Below are 17,790 nucleotides of genomic sequence, written 5' to 3' on the forward strand. Positions count from 1 at the left end.
CTCAGGGCACGAAAATGGTGTCGATGACGGCGTCCGAACCCGGGTTCGCGCCGCGGTCCACGGCGTAGGCCGTGACCTGGAAGATCAGATTGGTGTTCTCGCTGACCGGCGCGGTGCCCATGCCGATGCCGCCGCCGCCGGACACGCATTCGTCGATGCGGCGGGTATAGCTGAGCTTGGCCGGCAGCGGGTTGGCGTACTTGAGCTTCTCCGCCCACCCCGACGGGTCGAAGCCCGCGGTGCAGACCGATTCGTCCAGATCGATGGCTTCGGCGCCGCCGCTCTGCACCTGGCGCTGCAGGTCGCTCTCCTTGCTGCGCGCCCGCCCTTCGGCGTTCTGGAACGCCATATTGGTCGAGCGGTAACTCGCGGTCATGCGTTCCTGCAGGCCGGTGACCTGCATCGCGGTGATGCCGATCAGCGCCAGCAGAATCAGCATGATCAGGGCCACGTACAGCACCGCGCCGCGCTGAGCGCGAGGCGGGGCATGGCGACGGGTACGGATCGTATTCATGGCGGGCCTCAGTTTCCGTACAGCCGGTTGCGCAGGGCGATATTGGTTTCGTACACGGTGCGATAGCGCTGGTCGTCCGGCAGGGTCAGCTGGGTACCGAGCGAGCGCGTGACGGCAGTACGCGGCTGTGCCGAGGCGCCGTCGATGCTGCGGATCAACAGGCCGACCTGCATGCCGCCGACGCGCTGCCAACCGCCGCTGCTGTCGCTAGCCGGCAACAGGCTCGATGCGGTGCGTACCGCATCGATGACGCCGGTCGGCGGCTGGGTCGGATCGGTGATCATGTCCTGGGCGAACAGCAACTGCATGTTCTCCACGCCCTCGACGATCTCTTCGATGGTCGGCACGATCGTGTCCGTTCCGGGGGCCGCGTCGAAACGAGCCCGGTAAAGGCTCGGAATCTTGTCTGCGCCGACCAACTTGAAGCCGAGGTAATAGAGGTAGCTGTCGGCGCGATAGAGGCGCGCCTGCCCCGAGGCGAAGGTATCCGAGCCGTCGAAGGCGATCTGGTTGACGCCGGTGGTGCGCACCGTGAGCACCTTGGCGCCGGTGACATCGGCCACCGCGCTGGCCTGGAACAGCACCACCGAGCGGCAGTCGGCGATGCCGAACAGGCCGGGGGTGGCCACCGCGCGGGTCAGCGAGCCCCACTGGGTCTCGGCCGGGTTGACCCGGATCGTCGCCGGGTTGCCGGTGGTGAAGCCGGTGACCTCGGCGCTTTCCGGCGAGAGGACTCGCAGCACCAGGACGTCGCTGCCGCGAATCGGGGCGGGATTCAACGCGTTGAAAAGCGCATCTGGCAACGCCGGTACCCAGTCGCCAGCCGCACCATTCGTCGGGCCGGCCGTCAGGTTAAGGGTATCCGCCGGGCCGGTATTGCGCGCCTCGTAACCGCGCACCGAATAGTCGAAGCGCAAGGCCTCGCGCGCGCTGGGAATGCTGGCGTAGTTGCTGCGGTTGGACAGGAACAGCTCGCCGAACATGCCGTTGCCGGCGTAGAAGTGCGCCTGGTCGGACACGCAGCCGAAGTGGCCGCTCATCCGCGCGTCGCGTTGCAGCGCGTCGATCGCGAAGCGCGAGCTTTCCTGGGTGCGGGCCAGGCCCTGGGCCATCTGGTAGGAAGCGCGCGAGGCGCTGAAGATCTCGACCAGGCCGAGCAGCAGCAGGCCGCTCAGCAGCAACGCCACCATCAACTCGATCAACGACAAACCCTGTTGCAGTCGACGGCTCACAGCGCGCTCTCCATTCTGAATTCGGTACCGGAACCCAACGCGTTCCAACGCTTGTCGTCGTCCCAAGTGATCACGATGCGGACCGTCTTGTCCGGGTTCACCGTGACCGTGGCCACCGCCGATGCGCCCAGCGCCTCACGCATCCGGCAGGTGAACGCCGCCTTGCGATCGTCGGGGGTCAGCTTGTTGATCCGCGCGCAGCTGGCGTTGGCCGCTGCCGACGAGGCGTTGTAGGTGCCGCCGTATTTGGCCGCTAGCAGCCGGTTGGAGCGGATGTCGTCGAGCAGGTCGCTGGACAGGTTGGTGGCCACGGTGCGCTGGTTAGCGCTCTGCGACAGGCGCAGGTTGGTCGCCTGCAGCATCGCCAGGCCGAGCAGACCCAGGCCCATCACCAGCACGGCCATCAGGACTTCGATCAGGCTGAGACCGCGCTGGGTCCGAACGGGCGCGGGCCGGCGGGCATGTCGACGGCTCATGAGCAGGTTCCCTTGGTCACGCTGACGCGGCCGATGCGGTTGATTTCGAAGGCGCGCACGTTGTACGCGCCGGGCTTGCAGGTCGTCGCCTTCAACGAGAGGTTGAAGGTCCGAACCGTGACGCTGTTGCCCGTCTTCTCGACCGCACGGCCGCGATCGTCGAAACCGATCGCCGCGATGGTCGGATCGATCGCGAGGGTGATGCCTTCTTGCTGCTCGATCACGCGCTTGGTTTCGGTCAAGTCCTGATGGCTGCCGTTGCCGTTCTCGTCGGTCCAGATCAGCAGGCCCTGGTTCCAGTTCGTTCCGCAGGCGTTGCCGCCGGCATGGGGGCAGATCCAGGCCCTGCTCTTGCTGCGCAGGGCTTCGGCGCGGGCGAGGTTGAACGTCGCCAGCATCTGGTTGGTCGCGGTCGAGACCCGGTTGGAGCGGATGGATTCGGTGAAAGACGGCAAAGCCAGGGCGAGCAGGATCGCGGCGATCCCGATCGTCACCATCAGCTCGATCAGCGTGAAGCCGGCGGCACGGCGCATGTGCGGTTCTCTTCCCCAGAGGACAGCGAAGATGCTAACAGTCGGAATTACTTGGAAAACCCGCCGCACCGACGAGCGGTCGGGCTGGGTCGGCCAATGGTTCGAGGGGGAAAAATATTCCGACCGGCGTCACGTCCGGAGGGGTGATCGGTACCGGCCGCTGCGCTGCGGGCGACGGTTGCGCGGATTGGGGGCTCGGGACTCGGCTTAACAGCATCGGCCAGATCGATGCCGAAATCGGAGCTCTTGCGCTACGCGGGCAAGACGATCGCCAGACACGGCGCGGCAACCCGATTCCCGATTCCCGATTCCCGATTCCCGATTCCCGATTCCGAAAAAGAAAAAGCCCCGCATCGCTGCGAGGCTTTCTCTATTACTCGAATATGGCGCCCGAAGTTGGACTCGAACCAACGACCCCCTGATTAACAGTCAAGTGCTCTAACCGGCTGAGCTATTCGGGCGGGGCTGCATATGATGCTTATTGAACGGCCCGGCGTCAACACTCAAGTGAGAAATGAAGCGTCGACGCCGGAGCCCGCCATGATACCCGTTCAGGTCACCACGCGATAGCAGGGGCGGTACTCGCCGGCGATCTTCATCCGGCGCTGCTCGACGAACGCCCGCAGCAGCGCGTCCAGCGACTGCATCATGTCCGGGTCGCCGTGGATTTCGAACGGGCCGAATTCCTCGATCCGGCGCATGCCGTCCTCCTTGACGTTGCCGGCGACGATGCCGGAGAACGCCCGGCGCAGGTCGGCGGCCAGTTCGTGCGGCTTGCGACCGTGGTGCAGGTCCAGCGCGGCCATCGCCTCGTGGGTCGGGACGAACGGCTTCTGGAACTCCAGCGGGATGTCGACCGACCAATTGAAGAAGAACGAGTCCTTCTGCTCGATCCGGTACTCGCGCACCCGGCGGATGCCGGTGCTCATGCGCTTGGCCACCTGCTCCGGGTCGCCGACGACGATCTCGTAGCGCGAGGTCGCCGCCTCGCCCAGGGTCAGGCGCAGGAACTTGTCGATCTGCTCGAAATACGGCGCCGAGGCGGTCGGGCCGGTCAGGATCAGCGGGAACGGCAGTTCGGCGTTCTCTTCGCGCAGCAGGATGCCGAGCAGGTAGAGGATCTCTTCGGCGGTGCCGACGCCGCCCGGGAACACGATGATGCCGTGGCCCATGCGGACGAAGGCCTCCAGGCGCTTCTCGATGTCCGGCATGATCACCAGGTGGTTGACGATCGGGTTCGGCGATTCGGCGGCGATGATGCCCGGCTCGGTGATGCCGATGTAGCGCATGTTGCGGCGGCGCTGCTTGGCGTGGGCGATGGTCGCGCCCTTCATCGGCCCCTTCATCGCGCCCGGGCCGCAGCCGGTGCAGATGTCCAGGCCGCGCAGGCCCAGCTCGTAGCCGACCTGCTTGGTGTAGATGTACTCGTCGCGCGAGATCGAGTGGCCGCCCCAGCAGACCACCAGGTTGGGGTCGGCCGGGTGCAGGATGCGGGCGTTGCGCAGCAGGCCGAACACCGAGTCGGTCAGGCCGTCGCTGCTGCCCAGGTCGCGGCCGCCGCCCTTGCCGAGCTCGATCGCGGTGTAGGCCAGGTCGCGGACCACCGCGAACAGCAGCTCGGCGACGCCGCGGATGATCTCGCCGTCGACGAAGGCCATCGCCGGGGCGTGGCGCAAGTCGATCCGCACGCCGCGGTCCTGCTGGTGGACCTCGATGTCGAAATCGGGGTAGAGCTCGCGCGCGGCGCGCGGGTCGTCGGAGGCGCTGCCGCTGGTCAGCACGGCCAGGGCGCAGCGGCGCAGCAGGTCGTGCATGCCGGTGGACGCGTCGCGCAGGCGCGCGACCTCGTCGCGGGACAAGACGTCGAGTCCGCCCTTGGGGTAGATGCGGGCGTTGACCGTCGGCAGGACGGCCGTGGCGGGGGTTGCGGTCATTGCGTTTTTCTCTGCGTTTTCATCGATTAGTGGGAAAGGACTCTAGCAGCTTGTCCGCGGGACTGCGGAGGCCGCGCCCGCCGCCGGACCGGTCCGCGGCCGTGCCGCCCCACCCTGCCCGGCCGCGGAATCGGCGGCCCCATAAAAAAGAAAACGGCCGGAGCATCGCCCCGGCCGTTCTCGTTCACGCCAGATACCGCAAGAATCAGAAGCGGTAGTGGAAGCTCAGCTGAGCCGCCCAGCGCGAAATGCCCTTCTCGTCGTAGATCTGTTCCGGATCGGGCTTGGTGAAGCGGTAGACGTACTTGCCGGTGGCCGGATCGACGCCGCCGTAGTCGACGATGCCGCGCATGCCCGGGAAGGCGACTTCTTCGACCTGTCCCCAGTCCTTGTTCAGCAGGTTGCCGACGTTGAGGATGTCCAGCGCGAGCTCGGCCTTATGGCCTTCCCAGAAGCCCGGGAATTCCTGGGCGATGTGCAGGTCGAACTGGTTGACCCACTTGCCGCGGACGGCGTTGCGCTCGGCGACCTGGCCGGCGTGGCTGCGCATGTACTCGTCGCCGTTGAAGAACGCCCAGAACGCGGCCTCTTCGGCCGGGTTGCGGAACAGCACATCGCCCGGGCCCTTCGGGATGTACAGCAGGTCGTTGAAGCGGCCGTCGCCGTTGGCGTCGTTGTCGAAGGCATAGCTGTACGGGCGGCCCGAGCGGCCTTCGTAGAACAGCGACACGGTGGTCTTGTTGTCGCCGAAGAAGGCGTGCTTCCAGTTGATCGCCGCGGTGAAGCGGTCGCGGATCTCGTAGCTGGAGCGAGCCGACACTTCTTCGTTGGCCTGGAACACGGCGACGTTGCCGAGCTGCGAGCTCGAGGTCGAGCTGGTCAGCGGGCTGACTTCGTCGGCGTGGGTGTAGGTGTAGGCCACGCTCCACGACCAATCGCTGTTGTTGAACGGCTTGCTCAGCGACAGGGTGAACTGCTGGCTTTCGCCCTTGCTGGTCTGGCGGGCGATGATCGCGTCGTTGTACGTGGTACGACGGTTGGCGCGCGCATTGGTGCGGCTGTTGGTGCAGGACGAACCGTTCAGGCCGGTTTCGCGCAGGCAGGCCACGCCTTCGGCGTTCCAGCTGGCCGCGGCCAGGCCGTTTGCATCCCAATAGATGTTGCGGCCGTCCTGGCCGGTCTTGGTGACCGCGCCGAGGTTGAGCTGCTGGTAGTACAGCGCGTCGTTAATCGAGGTCACGACGGTTTCGGCGCTGGCGACGATGCCGTACCAGGGCAGCTCGGTTTCGAACGCCAGGTTGGCCTTCCACACCGACGGCAGGTTCAGGTCCTTCTCGATGAAGTCGACCGACTGGGTCGCGCCGGCGGCGCCGCCGGCGGCGTTGACCAGGCCGAGCTGCGCATCGGGGTTCGGGCTGAAGCCGTTGATACCGTTGGTGAACACGTAGTCGGTGTACGACAGGCCGTTGTTCGAGTACGGGTTGGCCAGCCACACGGTCGGGGTGCCGCCGCGGAACAGGCCGATGCCGCCGCGCAGCTGGGTCGGACGCTCGCTGTCGAAGGTGTAGTTGAAGCCGAAGCGCGGCGCCCACATGTCGGTGCCGTCGATGTTGTTGTCGTTGCGCACGCCGAACAGCGCCGAAGCGGCCGGATTGAACGTCGGCTTGTCGTCGACGATGGCGCGGTCGTAGCGGATGCCGAAGGTCAGGCTCAGCTTGTCGTTGACCGCCCAGGTGTCCTGCACGAACAGGCCGAGGTTCTTCTGGGTGAACTCGGCGGCCATGTTGTCGAGCTGGCCGCCGGCCGGGTAGAACAGCTGGTAGCGGCTGGAACGGCCGGCGCGGTAGTCGGCCGGGCTGTTGAAGGTGTAGACGCCGTTGACGCGGCGGCCGAACAGGTTATAGACCTCGTTCGACTCGTAGTCGGCGCCGAACTTGACGGTGTGGTCGCCCAGGAACAGGTTGCCGGCGAAGAACGCGTTCCAGGTCTTGGTTTCGAGGACGTTGGCGTGGGTGTTCTCTTCGGTGCCCAGGTTCAGGGTGTTGCTGCCGAAGCGGACCGCGATCGCCGGCAGGTCGAAGCGCGGGCTGCGCACGGCCGAATAGTCGCGGTAGGAGACCTTGGCTTCGGTCGAGAAGACGTCGGTCCAGTCGCTGAACAGCTGCGCGGTGTAGGTCTTGAACTCGAAGTCGTTGATGTAGTGGTACGAGTTCAACGCCAGCGAGTTGGTGCCGAAGCCCTGCAGGAACGCGGTGCTCTGCTCGCTCTTGGCGTAGCGGAAGTTGGCGCGGTGCTGGTCGTTGATGTTCCAGTCGAACTTGATGCCGTATTCCTCGCTCTTGGTGTCCAGCGAGGGCAGGCTCAGGTTGCCCGGATCGAAGCCGTACACGCTCTTCGAGGTGTTGATGACGTCGTCGATCTGCGCCTGGGTGATGTTGACGATGTTGTTGGCGCCCGAGCCCGGAGGACCGAAGCTGGAGTTGCCGGTGAACACTTCCTTGCCGGTGTACTTCTCGTAGTTGACGAAGAAGAACAGCTTGTCCTTGACCAGCGGGCCGCCGAAGGTGCCGCCGTAGGTCGATTCGCTGTCGAACAACTGCGGGCGCACGTCGTTCTGGTTCTTGCCCGACCAGTCGTTGTCGCGGTACACGCCGTACAGCGAGCCGTGGAATTCGTTGGTGCCGGACTTGGTCACGGCGTTGATCACGCCGCCGGTGCCGCCGGAGATGGTCACGTCGTAGTTGGCGACGTCGACCGAGACTTCGTCGACCACGTCCATCGAGAACGGCTGGCGCGGGGTCGGCAGGCCGTTGCCGCCGAGGCCGAACGAGTCGTTGGTGCTGATGCCGTCGACGCGGATCACGTTGTAGCGCGGGTTCTGGCCGCCGACCGAGATCTCGTTACGGGACTTGTCGGTCAGCACGACGCGCGGGTCGAGGCGGACGAAGTCCTGCAGATTGCGGTTGATGGTCGGCATCGACTCCAGCTGTTCGCGAGTGATGGTCGAGCCGGCGCCCATCTTGGTCGAGGAGAACACTTCCGAACCGCCCGCAGCGATCGCCTGCACGGCGTCGAGGGTGGTGACCGAATTGTTCAGCGCGACGTCGACTTCGTTGACCTTGTCGAGGTTCAGGAACACGCCGTCCTGGCTCGCAGTGCCCGCGCCTTCCTTGTTGATGACGACCGTGTACGGACCGCCGACGCGCAGACCGCGCGCGTTGTAGCGACCGTCGGCACCGGTGACGGCGCGGCTGACCGTGCCCGACTCGGTGTGGGTGATGGTCACTTCGGCGCCGGTGACGGGCTGGCCGTCGGCACCGAGGACGCGACCGGCGATGCCGGCGGAGGTGCTCTGCGCGAATACCGGCGCAGTGGCGAGGACGGCGAGCAGACCAAGCGTGAGCTTGGACGTGCGGACGCGGTTGCGATGGGTCATTACGATGGCCTCGGTACGTGGAATGCGTGGCGGAGTGCGGGCCGGCGCGGCTTTGCGCCGCAGCCGGGCCCTGAGAGGTTCTTCTGGCTAGCCCCTGACCCGGGCGGCGGAACAGTACGTCGCCGTCGGGTTAACAGCAGTTTAACAGGCTAGGAGGGGAGTGTGACAGGGACGTGACGCAGTTCATGCCTTGTCACACGGTGACGGCGGTCAAAGCTGAACCGGCAATTGCGGCAAAGTTCGGCGAAAAACCGCAAATCCGGGCAAACAAGCCAGTCGCGGCGGGCACTTAGCGCAGCCCGGCGAGGCGCAGCCGTCCGGCCGGCAGCCTCTCTACACAGCTCCAGGTGCCGCCCGGCAATGGGACGCAAGGACCACCGAAACGCGCCCCCTCGCAGCGACTCGGCAGTGCCGGGCCCGCCCCCCCTCCGCACCCGCCGGGGACGGCAACGGCCCGCGCCCCGGGCCGCGACAGGCGGGCAGCCGCAGGGCGGCCGGAACGCGCCGCTGCGCCTCGGATACGGCTGGTTTCTGACCTCTATCTGCTCGTTCCCGCCGTCAGGGCGGCGAGATCTGCAGGTACGTCCCCAGCCCGTCGAGGAACATCTGCACCGAGATCGCCACCAGCAGCATGCCCATCAGCCGCTCGATCGCGATCAGCGCGCGCCGGCCGAGCAGCTTGTACAACAAGGTGGCCGAGAACAGGATCGTCGCGGTCGCGCCCCAGGCGATCAGCAGCGCCAGGCTCCAGTCGCCCAGGCGCGCCGGGTCGTTGCTGCCCATCAGCATCACCGCGGCCATGCCCGAGGGGCCGGCCACCAGCGGAATGGCCATCGGCACGATGAAGGGCTCGCCGTCGGGCAACTCGCCCATCAAGCCTTCCGGCGGCGGGAAGATCATCCGGATGCCGATCAGGAACAGGACGATGCCGCCGGCGATCGACACCGACTCCTGGCGCAGGTGCATCAGCTCCAGCGCGTACTTGCCGCCCCACAGGAACATCATCAGCACGCCGAGCGCGATCAGCAGCTCGCGCGCCAGGACGATGCGCTGGCGCTTGGGCGGCAGCCCGCGCAGCAGGCTGAGGAATACCGGGATGTTGCCCAGCGGGTCCAGGATGATGAAAAGCAGCAGCGCGGCCGAGGCGATGGTCATGGGGTCGGCGTCCAGATCCGCCCCCGATGTTCGGCGCCGGCCGGCGACAGCAGGGTCACCGCAGCGGCGGCATAGGCCGCCGGCTCGCGCGCGGCGCGGTCGTTCTCTTCGACGTAGGCGCGGGCGCGCAACGGCGTGCGCATCGGCCCGGGACGCAGCCCGGACACCCGCACGCTCGAGTTGCCGAGCTCGGCATGGAGCATGCCGACCAGGGCCGCCAGCCCGTGCTGGGCGGCGCCGTAGCCGCCCCAATAAGCCTGACCGACCCGCTGCGGGTCGTCGACGGCGAACACCAGCGCCGCGTCCTGCGCCCGCGCCAGCAGCGGCAGGCAGGCCTGCGACAGCCACCACGGTGCGGTCAGGTTGACGTGCACGGCGCGCGCGAACGCGGCCGGGTCGGTCTGCATCAGCGGGGTCAGGCCGGGAAAGTCGGCGGCGCAGTGCAGCACGCCGTCGAGCCGGCCGAGTTCGGTTTCGATCCGCGCCGCCATCTCGGCGTAGTCGTCCGGCTGCGCGCCTTCCAGGTCGAGCGGGTACAGCAGCGGCTCGGGGCCGAGCTGGGCCAGCGCATCGTAGACCCGGTTCAACTTGGCCGGCTTGCGGCCGAGCAGGACCACGGTGGCGCCGGCCTGCGCGCAAGCCGCCGACGCGGCCGCGCCGAGGCCGCCGGCGGCGCCGGTGACGAGCACGACGCGGCCGGCCAGGGCCGGCGCCGGCGCAGGGCTGGCGGCGCTGGAACTCACTGCGACTGGGTCTCGCTGATCATCCGCGCCAGTTCGCCCGACTCGTACAGCTCCAGGGTGATGTCGCAGCCGCCGATCAGCTCGCCGTGGATGAAGAGCTGCGGGAAGGTCGGCCAGTTGGAGTAGCGCGGCAGGTTGGCGCGGATTTCCGGATCTTCCAGCACATTGACCGTGTGCAGCGAGGTCGCGCCCGCGGCCTTGAGCGCCTGCACGGCGCGGCTGGAGAACCCGCACATCGGGAACTGCGCGGTGCCCTTCATGAACAACACGATCGGATGGGCTTCGACTTCGGCCTGGATCCGTTCCATAACGGACATGGGTACTGCTCCTGCGAAAGCGGGTTGCCGACTTTGACGGTTCGGCAACCCGGCGTGGGGATAGAATATGAATTGTAAGCCTTCAAGGCGTCGCACAGGCGGCCGTCCGGGAACTCCATCGTCCCGGGACCGGAACGCCGGCCGCGGCGCCCCCCGCTAGCCAGCCCCCTCGACTCCTGGAGCCCGCCAATGGCCATCGAATTGCCTGCCCTGCCCTACGACCGCACCGCGCTGGAACCCACCATCTCGGCCGAGACCATCGACTTCCACTACGGCAAGCACCACAAGGCCTACGTCGACAATCTCAACAAGATGATCGAGGGCACCGAGTTCGCCTCGCTGTCGCTGGAAGAGATCATCAAGAAGTCGCAGGGCGGCATGTTCAACAACGCCGCCCAGATCTGGAACCACACCTTCTACTGGAACTGCCTCTCGCCCAAGGGCGGCGGCGAGCCGACCGGCAAGCTGGCCGAGCTGATCGCCAAGGCATTCGGCGACTTCGCCAAGTTCAAGGAAGAATTCACCAAGACCGCGATCGGCACCTTCGGTTCCGGCTGGGCCTGGCTGGTGCAGCGTCCGGACGGCTCGCTGGGCCTGGTCAGCACCCCCAACGCGGCCACCCCGCTGACCGGCGAAGACACCGCCCTGCTGACCTGCGACGTGTGGGAGCACGCCTACTACATCGACTACCGCAACGCCCGTCCGAAGTACGTCGAGGCGTTCTGGAACCTGGTCAACTGGGACTTCGTCGCCGCCAACCTGAAGTAAGCGCGCGCGGTCCGCAGCATCGGGACGGCCGGGGCGACCCGGCCGTCTTTTTTTGCGCCGCCGTCGGTCGCCAGACCGGTTCCGCGCCGGCGTTGCGTTGCTGGATATGCACGCATCGCCGCCGCAGGAGCCCGCACGCCATGAACAGGATCGGCCGCAGCCACCGCATCGGCCGCAACGCCCGGGCGGCAGCGCGCGGCGTCTTCGCCGCCGCGCTCGCCCTGGGCCTGGCCGCCTGCCCCGGACCCAAGCCCGCGCCCGGCCCCGACCCGGGCGGCCAGACCGCGCAGGCGCCGGCCAACACCACCGACCCGCGCTGGATCCGCCAGGCCCAGCCGCGCGCCAAGATCGCGGTGGTGTTCGTCCACGGCATCTTCGGCGACACCCTCGGCACCTGGACCCACGCCAACGGCGCGCGCTTTTTCGACCTGCTGAGCAGCGCGCCCGGGGTCGGCGACAAGGTCGACACCTACGCCTTCGGCTTCACCTCGCGCATGTTCGGCCAGGGCTCGCAGGACATCCGCGAGGCCTCGCTCAAGCTGCACGAATACCTGCAGTACCACGGCGTGACCGAGTACGACACGGTGGTGTTCGTCGCCCACAGCATGGGCGGGCTGGTGGCGATGCGCGAGCTGATCTCGCACCCGGAACTCAGCGCCAAGGTGCCGCTGCTGATGTTCTACGCCACTCCGCAGGAGGGCTCGGACATCACCCGCATCGCCAAGTACGTGGTCCAGAACAACGCCATCCGGCAAATGCTGCCGGCCGACGGCAACGACTACCTCAAGCAGCTCAGCGACGACTGGACCGGGCTGAAAGCCGCCGGCCGCGCGCCCAAGGTGATCTGCGCCTACGAAACCGTGACCACTCACGGCCAGATGATCGTCAAGTGGACCAGCGCCACCCGCTTCTGCGACGAGGCCCCGCCCGGCATCGCCGGCGCCGACCACATCAGCATCGTCAAGCCCGACCGGCAGGAGCACGAGTCGGTGGTCAAGCTGGTGAATGCCTTGCGCCGCTACGCGCTGCCGCGGCTGGAGGCCTCGGCCTGGGACACGCCGGACTTCGTGCCCGAGGCGGACGGCTGGAGCTACGTGCTGCAGCGCGCCGACGACCTCAACCACGCCGGCCTGGTCAACAAGAGCGCGACCAGCCAGAGCTATCGCATCGCCCTGCCGCAAAACTCCAAGCTGTGGATCTCGCCGGAAACCACGCCCAAGCTGATCCCCGCCGGCGGCCGCGAAGACCTGCGCCTGTTCGTTTACGGCGCGCCGCAGCCGGAGTACCGCTTCACCCTGCAACTGGCCTCTCAGCCGGAGCGCACGGTGGTGGTGCGGATCCCGGACCTGGCCGCGGCGCAGGCGGCCAAGGCGCAGCGGCTGGAGACCACCGCCGAAGCGATCAACGCCCGGATCGAAGCGTCCGACGGCGGCGTCGCCTTCCAGGATTTGCCCGACCAGGCCAAGTGGCAGGCCGTGGCCGAGGCCGCACAGGCCTCGATCGCCGCCGAGCGTCCGGACCTGCCGGCCGGCGCGCGCTGGGTCGCCGCCGCCGACACCCTGTCGGAGCTGGGCATGCTCGACTCTTCGGTCGCCGCCCTGCGCACGGTCGAGCGCCGTTACCCCAGCGTGGCCAAATCGGTCGCGGTCCAGCAGGTCGCGGCGCAGATCTCGGCCCAGTCCGGCCGCGACGACGTGCCGGTGGCGCCGAAACTGCGTCAGGACCTGCCGCCGCGCGAACGCCCGGCCGGCACCGCGCCGCGCCCCGACACCGCCCCGCGCCCCGAGCCGCGACGCGACCCGGTGGTGACCGCACCCGCCGTGACCGCGCCCACCGTCGCCGCCACACCGGCGGTGCGCGAGCTGTCGGTCAAGCTGCAGTCGATCCCGGCGACCCGTCGCGAAGGCCTGTCGCTGCAGGGCGACGTGCTCAAGGCCCAGGGCGACACCGCCGGCGCCGCGCGCGCCTACTCGGAAGCCAAGTCGATCCGCGCCACGCCCCTGCTCGACGCCAAGTTGCGCCGGACCGCGGTGGAATTGCAGCGCGATGGGGGCGGTTGAGCGCTAGCCTGCTCGTCCGACTCAGTTCGGCGGACCGTTGCGCTGAGGCTGGATCGTGCAAGGTGGCCCAATCGAGGACTTGCGCCAGCGATACGCGATGCCGAACCAGCCCCTGCGGAAAACGCAACGGACCTGCGCCCCGGGGCTCGCGGCATGGTAGAGCTGGGGGCTCACCGGGACCGAGGCTATCTGCCCGGTGGCCAGATCGCGGAACTCCAATGCGTTCGCGCGGTAGCGCGCACCGGCGATGTATTTTTTCGTCAAGGGGCCATGCAAGACCATTTCACCGCGGTCGACCAGGGCATTGGCGGCCATCCAGTACGGCCAGCTCATCAACAACAGCAACCCACACGTCATCGCGGCGTACCCCACGACCTTCCAGCGTCGGCGCAGCCGCTGCGTCAACCAATGCCGGTAGCACCAGGCATAAGCCGCGACGATTGCCAGCAACGGCAGCCACAGCCAAGCCACCGACTCGTAGAAGCCGCCGTTCAACGTGCTCTCGATCGCCACCAGCCACGCGATGCTGGCGACGATATAGACGCCCATCAACGTCCCGCCCCACCGCGCCAACAGGCGCGGTGGAGAACGCGGAGGACGGACCAGCCAAGCCACCTCAGCGCAACGCGGCGATGACCGGCTCGACCTGGTCCTCGCGCCCCAGCGCGGCGCCGACCCGGCGCAGCGCCGCGGCCAGCTCGGCCGGATCGTCGGCGCGCAAGGTGGCGTGGCCGACCTTGCGCCCGGCGCGCGCGGACTTGCCGTAGTCGTGCCAGTGGCCGCCGGCCTCGGCCAGCACCGGCGCGGCCTCGGGCATCGCGCCGATCCAGTTGAGCATGCAGGCCTGGCCGAGCATGCGCGTGTCGCCCAGCGGCAGGCCGAGCACGGCGCGCAGATGGTTCTGGAACTGCGAGGTCTCGCTGCCTTCGATGGTCCAGTGGCCGGAGTTGTGCACGCGCGGGGCGAGCTCGTTGGCCAGCAGCACGCCGTCGCGGCAGAACAGTTCCAGCGCGAACACGCCGACGTAGTCCAACGCCTGCGCCAGCTTGCCGGCGTGGGCGATCGCGGTCGCGGCCAGCGCATCGTCGACCCGCGCCGGCGCCAGGCTGGCCGAGAGCACGCCGTCGACGTGCCAGTTCTCGGTGATCGGCCAGGCGCGGAACTCGCCGTCGCGGCCGCGCACCGCGACCACCGACAGTTCGCGCTCGAAGCGCACGAAGCCTTCCAGGATCAGCCCGACCTTGTCGGCCTGCGCGCCGAGCGCGTCCCAGGCGGCGTCGAGGTCGTGCGGAGTCTTGATCCGGAACTGACCCTTGCCGTCGTAGCCCAGGCGGCGGGTCTTGAGGATGCAGGGCGTGCCGATCCGCGCCACCGCGTCGATCAATTGCTCGCGGGTGTCGATCGGGGCGAAGTCCGGCACCGGAATGCCGAGTTCGCGGAACAGGGTCTTCTCGGCCAGGCGGTCCTGGGCCACGGCCAGCGCGCGCGGGCTCGGGAACACCGGCCGGCGCTCGGCCAGCCAGTGCGCCGATTCGGCCGGCACGTTCTCGAAATCGAAGGTCGCCACGTCGATCTTGGAGGCGAACTCGTCCAGCGCCGGCTGGTCGGTGTAATCGCCCACCACCATCGGCGCGAACTGGCCGGCGCAGGCGTCGGCGGTGTTGTCCAGGACCAGGAAACGCAAGCCCAGCGGCGCGCCCGACAGGGCCAGCATGCGGGCCAGCTGCCCGCCTCCGAGGATGCCGACGGTGGTCATCGGCGCGGGTCGTCGTTGGCCAGCACGTCGTCGGTCTGGCGGGCGCGGAACGCGCTCAACGCGGCGCCGATCGCCGGATACTCGGCGGCCAGCAGCGCGGCCGCGAACAGGCCGGCGTTGGCCGCGCCGGCGTTGCCGATGGCGAAGGTCGCGACCGGGATGCCGGCCGGCATCTGCACGATCGACAGCAGCGAGTCCATGCCGTTGAGGGCCTTGGACTGCACCGGCACGCCGAGCACAGGCACCGCGGTCTTGGCCGCGAGCATGCCCGGCAGGTGGGCGGCGCCGCCGGCGCCGGCGATGATCGCGCGCAGGCCGCGCGCGGCGGCGGTGTCGGCGTATTCGAACAACACGTCCGGGGTGCGATGGGCCGAGACCACCCGGACCTCGTGCGGGACGCCCAGCGCCTCCAGCTTGGCGGCGGCGTGCTGCATGGTCTCCCAGTCCGAGCGCGAGCCCATGACGATGCCGACCAGCGGCGGCGGAGCGGACGGGGGGGCGGAACTCTGGGCTGGGGACATGGGACGTGCCTTGGCGCAAAGACGTATTCTAACGCCCTGTCCCGTCGTACCGGCACCGCACCGTATGGATCGCAAATTGCTCGACCTGCTCGTCTGCCCGACCACCCGCCAGCCGCTGCTGCCCCTGGACGGCCGCGGTCTGCAGGCCTTGAACGCGGCGATCGCCGCCGGCGCGGTGGTCCGCGGCAGCGGCGACGCCCAGACTCAGACCCAGCGCGAGGCGCTGATCACCCGCGACCGCAAGATCGTCTACCTGGTCGACGACGGGATTCCGCTGCTGGACGCGGAGAACGCCATCGCCGCGGCCCAGATCGACGGCCTGCCGGCGGCATGAGCGCCGCCGACCGCGACCTGACCCCGCCGCCGGCGGGCGAGATCGAGGCCGACGTCGCCGACGCCCTGGCCGAGGACCTCGGCCCCGGCGACGTCACCGCCTCGCTGCTGCCCGACGCCGCCGACAGCGCCTACCTGCTGTGCAAGGAGGACGCGGTGGTCTGCGGCCGGCCCTGGTTCGACGCCTGCCACCGCGCGCTCGACCCGGACGTGGTCATCGACTGGCGCGTCGCCGAGGGCGACCGGGTCGCCAAGGGCACGGTGCTGGCGACCCTGCAGGGCCGCGCCCGCGCCCTGGTCAGCGCCGAGCGCGCCTCGCTAAACTTCCTCCAGACCCTGTCCGGCACCGCCACCGTCACCGCCCGCTACGTCGAGGCGGTGCGCGGCACCGGCACCCGCATCCTCGATACCCGCAAGACCCTGCCCGGCCTGCGCCTGGCGCAGAAGTACGCGGTCCGGGTCGGCGGCGGGGTCAACCACCGCATCGGCCTGTACGACGCGGTCATGCTCAAGGAAAACCACGTCCGCGCCGCCGGCTCGCTGACCGCGGCGATCCAGGGCGCGCGGGCGCGCTACCCGCAGCTGCCGCTGATCGTCGAAGTCGAGACCCTGGAACAGTTGGGCGAGGCCCTGGAGCAGGGCTGCGACCGGATCCTGATCGACGACTTCGACGCCGCGACCCGGCGCGAAGCGGTGCGCATCGCCCGCGCCGCGCCGTATTCCGGGCGGATTCCGCTGGAAGTGTCCGGCGGCGTGGACCTGGACGGCCTGCGCGCGATCGCGCAGGACGGGGTCGACTGCATCTCGATCGGCGGCCTGACCAAACATGTGCGCGCGATCGACCTTTCGCTGAAACTCGGTCCGCCGCCGGGCTGACCCCCTTGGCTTTGCCCCTCGCCGCCGCCACAACTGCGCCATGCCTACCCTGATCCTGCTGATGATCTTCGGCGCCGCCGCCTTCGCTTTCTGGAGCGCGGGCCGCGCCGCCGCCGAACGCGCCGAGGCGGTCGGCCGCGACGCCTGCCGTGCGGCCGGCGTGCAATGGCTGGACCAGAGCGTGCACGCCATCGGCCTGCGCCTGATCCGGCGCGAAAGCGGCTGGCTGGGTTTCGAGCGCACCTTCCGCTTCGACTATTCGATCGACGGCGAAGACCGCCATGTCGGCCGCCTGGTCCTGCGCGACGGCCGCCTGATCGCCTTCAGCGGCCCGGTGGCGCGCGCGCCGGCGTCGCTGCACTGAGCCCCGGCTTCCTGTAGGAGCGGCGTGAGCCGCGACAATCGCAGCGACGTACGCGAGCGCAGTTGCCCGAAGCCCGGCCATACGAGCGCTGTGCACGCCCATGCCGATCAGCGTAATTCCTGACGCAGGCCTGGCATCTCACCGCTGCCGTGGTCGCGGCTCACGCCGCTCCTACAGAAGCGGCCGAAGACCGCGCTGCGAAAACGGGACATGGCGGTCACGGCTCGTGACCAGAGGAAATCCCTGCGGGACGCCGCTCCTACCCCGAGGACGCAGCGCGCTTATTTGACGATGCGCAGATGCCCGCCGCGGCGCGGCGTGGGCGGCTGCGGGCCGTCGTCGTCGCCGCCGTCGCTGGGGTCGTTCGGCACCGCGGTCAGCGGCGGCGGCGCGGTCTCGGCGCCCTCGTCCTCCGGGCCTGCATCCTCCATGCCGACGTCTTCCGGCAGGGCCATGCCCTGCCCGGTTTCGCGGGCGTAGATCGCCAGCACCGCGCCGACCGGCACCGAGACCGGATGGCTGACGCCGCCGAAGCGGGCGCTGAAACGGATCACGTCGTTGCCCATTTCCAGGTGCGAGACCGCGCGCGCGGCGACGTTGAGGACGATCTTGCCGTCCTTGACCGCGTGGGTGGGCACCTGCACGGCGGGACGGGTCGCGTCGACCAGCAGGTGCGGAGTCATGCCGTTATCGGCGATCCACTCGTACAGCGCCCGCAGCAGATAGGGGCGGTGGCTGGTCATCGTCGAGCTGCTTTCGGTCATGCCGGCAT

18 protein-coding genes and 1 tRNA gene are annotated in these 17,790 nt (G+C 68.6%); 5 read left to right on the forward strand and 14 right to left on the reverse strand.

Features of this window, described 5'->3' with window-relative positions:
• Position 1 precedes the first annotated feature (1 nt).
• The 10 genes from K4L06_RS22045 to grxD all read right to left on the reverse strand — a co-directional run bounded on the left by K4L06_RS22045 (position 2) and on the right by grxD (position 10,340).
• On the reverse strand, positions 2-514 hold the full coding sequence (locus tag K4L06_RS22045) for a PilX N-terminal domain-containing pilus assembly protein (protein ID WP_221673398.1): 513 nt from the start codon (positions 512-514) through the stop codon (positions 2-4).
• An 8-nt stretch (positions 515-522) separates the two neighbouring features.
• Positions 523-1,746, reverse strand: a complete 1,224-nt coding sequence (locus K4L06_RS22050) for a PilW family protein (protein ID WP_221673399.1) — start codon at positions 1,744-1,746, stop codon at positions 523-525.
• Entirely contained in the window at positions 1,743-2,222 is a 480-nt protein-coding gene (gene pilV / locus K4L06_RS22055) for a type IV pilus modification protein PilV (protein ID WP_221673400.1), read from the reverse strand. The genes K4L06_RS22050 and pilV overlap by 4 nt, the downstream gene beginning before the upstream one ends.
• Positions 2,219-2,824, reverse strand: coding sequence for a GspH/FimT family pseudopilin (locus K4L06_RS22060; protein WP_221673401.1), 606 nt, complete (start codon positions 2,822-2,824; stop codon positions 2,219-2,221). The genes pilV and K4L06_RS22060 overlap by 4 nt, the downstream gene beginning before the upstream one ends.
• A 315-nt stretch (positions 2,825-3,139) precedes the next feature.
• A tRNA-Asn gene (locus tag K4L06_RS22065) sits at positions 3,140-3,216 on the reverse strand.
• 90 nt (positions 3,217-3,306) lie between these two features.
• Positions 3,307-4,689 carry a nucleotide 5'-monophosphate nucleosidase PpnN gene (gene ppnN, locus K4L06_RS22070; RefSeq protein WP_221673402.1) on the reverse strand — a complete coding sequence of 461 codons (1,383 nt, stop codon included), beginning with the start codon at positions 4,687-4,689 and terminating at the stop codon, positions 3,307-3,309.
• Positions 4,690-4,894: 205 nt separating this feature from the next.
• Positions 4,895-8,125: a TonB-dependent receptor gene (locus K4L06_RS22075; RefSeq protein WP_221673403.1), complete on the reverse strand. Its 3,231-nt coding sequence runs from the start codon at positions 8,123-8,125 to the stop codon at positions 4,895-4,897.
• A gap of 558 nt (positions 8,126-8,683) precedes the next feature.
• Positions 8,684-9,280, reverse strand: coding sequence for a YhgN family NAAT transporter (locus K4L06_RS22080; RefSeq protein ID WP_221673404.1), 597 nt, complete (start codon positions 9,278-9,280; stop codon positions 8,684-8,686).
• Entirely contained in the window at positions 9,277-10,023 is a 747-nt protein-coding gene (locus K4L06_RS22085; RefSeq protein WP_343225803.1) for an SDR family NAD(P)-dependent oxidoreductase, read from the reverse strand. The genes K4L06_RS22080 and K4L06_RS22085 overlap by 4 nt, the downstream gene beginning before the upstream one ends.
• On the reverse strand, positions 10,020-10,340 hold the full coding sequence (gene grxD, locus K4L06_RS22090; protein ID WP_064748363.1) for a Grx4 family monothiol glutaredoxin: 321 nt from the start codon (positions 10,338-10,340) through the stop codon (positions 10,020-10,022). Before grxD ends, K4L06_RS22085 begins: the two co-directional genes overlap by 4 nt.
• A gap of 189 nt (positions 10,341-10,529) precedes the next feature.
• Between grxD and K4L06_RS22095 the strand changes: the two genes are divergently transcribed.
• Both K4L06_RS22095 and K4L06_RS22100 read left to right on the forward strand, forming a co-directional pair.
• Positions 10,530-11,108, forward strand: coding sequence for a Fe-Mn family superoxide dismutase (locus K4L06_RS22095; RefSeq protein ID WP_221673405.1), 579 nt, complete (start codon positions 10,530-10,532; stop codon positions 11,106-11,108).
• A gap of 140 nt (positions 11,109-11,248) precedes the next feature.
• Complete coding sequence (locus K4L06_RS22100; RefSeq protein WP_221673406.1) at positions 11,249-13,168, forward strand: alpha/beta hydrolase; 1,920 nt, start codon at positions 11,249-11,251, stop codon at positions 13,166-13,168.
• A gap of 21 nt (positions 13,169-13,189) precedes the next feature.
• Here K4L06_RS22100 and K4L06_RS22105 read toward each other — a convergent pair whose 3' ends face one another.
• The 3 genes from K4L06_RS22105 to purE all read right to left on the reverse strand — a co-directional run bounded on the left by K4L06_RS22105 (position 13,190) and on the right by purE (position 15,445).
• On the reverse strand, positions 13,190-13,717 hold the full coding sequence (locus K4L06_RS22105) for a hypothetical protein (protein WP_221673407.1): 528 nt from the start codon (positions 13,715-13,717) through the stop codon (positions 13,190-13,192).
• A gap of 67 nt (positions 13,718-13,784) precedes the next feature.
• Positions 13,785-14,924 carry a 5-(carboxyamino)imidazole ribonucleotide synthase gene (locus K4L06_RS22110; RefSeq protein ID WP_221673408.1) on the reverse strand — a complete coding sequence of 380 codons (1,140 nt, stop codon included), beginning with the start codon at positions 14,922-14,924 and terminating at the stop codon, positions 13,785-13,787.
• Entirely contained in the window at positions 14,921-15,445 is a 525-nt protein-coding gene (gene purE, locus K4L06_RS22115; protein WP_221673409.1) for a 5-(carboxyamino)imidazole ribonucleotide mutase, read from the reverse strand. The genes K4L06_RS22110 and purE overlap by 4 nt, the downstream gene beginning before the upstream one ends.
• Positions 15,446-15,509: 64 nt before the next feature.
• On the opposite strand from purE, the gene K4L06_RS22120 reads away from it, so the two are divergent.
• From K4L06_RS22120 to K4L06_RS22130, 3 genes are read left to right on the forward strand one after another with little or no spacing between them, the layout of a single operon-like run.
• The gene (locus K4L06_RS22120) at positions 15,510-15,779 is read left to right on the forward strand and encodes a Trm112 family protein (RefSeq protein WP_221673410.1); all 270 of its coding nucleotides are present in this window, start codon (positions 15,510-15,512) and stop codon (positions 15,777-15,779) included.
• The gene (nadC, locus tag K4L06_RS22125; protein WP_221673411.1) at positions 15,776-16,654 is read left to right on the forward strand and encodes a carboxylating nicotinate-nucleotide diphosphorylase; all 879 of its coding nucleotides are present in this window, start codon (positions 15,776-15,778) and stop codon (positions 16,652-16,654) included. The genes K4L06_RS22120 and nadC overlap by 4 nt, the downstream gene beginning before the upstream one ends.
• Before the next feature lie 40 nt (positions 16,655-16,694).
• The gene (locus tag K4L06_RS22130; protein ID WP_221673412.1) at positions 16,695-17,018 is read left to right on the forward strand and encodes a DUF3301 domain-containing protein; all 324 of its coding nucleotides are present in this window, start codon (positions 16,695-16,697) and stop codon (positions 17,016-17,018) included.
• Between the two features lie 281 nt (positions 17,019-17,299).
• On the opposite strand, the gene K4L06_RS22135 is transcribed toward K4L06_RS22130, so the two are convergent.
• The gene (locus K4L06_RS22135; RefSeq protein WP_221673413.1) at positions 17,300-17,782 is read right to left on the reverse strand and encodes a ClpXP protease specificity-enhancing factor; all 483 of its coding nucleotides are present in this window, start codon (positions 17,780-17,782) and stop codon (positions 17,300-17,302) included.
• Between the last annotated feature and the right edge of the window lie 8 nt (positions 17,783-17,790).

The sequence above is a fragment of the Lysobacter sp. BMK333-48F3 genome (assembly GCF_019733395.1).
Classification (GTDB): Bacteria; Pseudomonadota; Gammaproteobacteria; order Xanthomonadales; family Xanthomonadaceae; genus Lysobacter.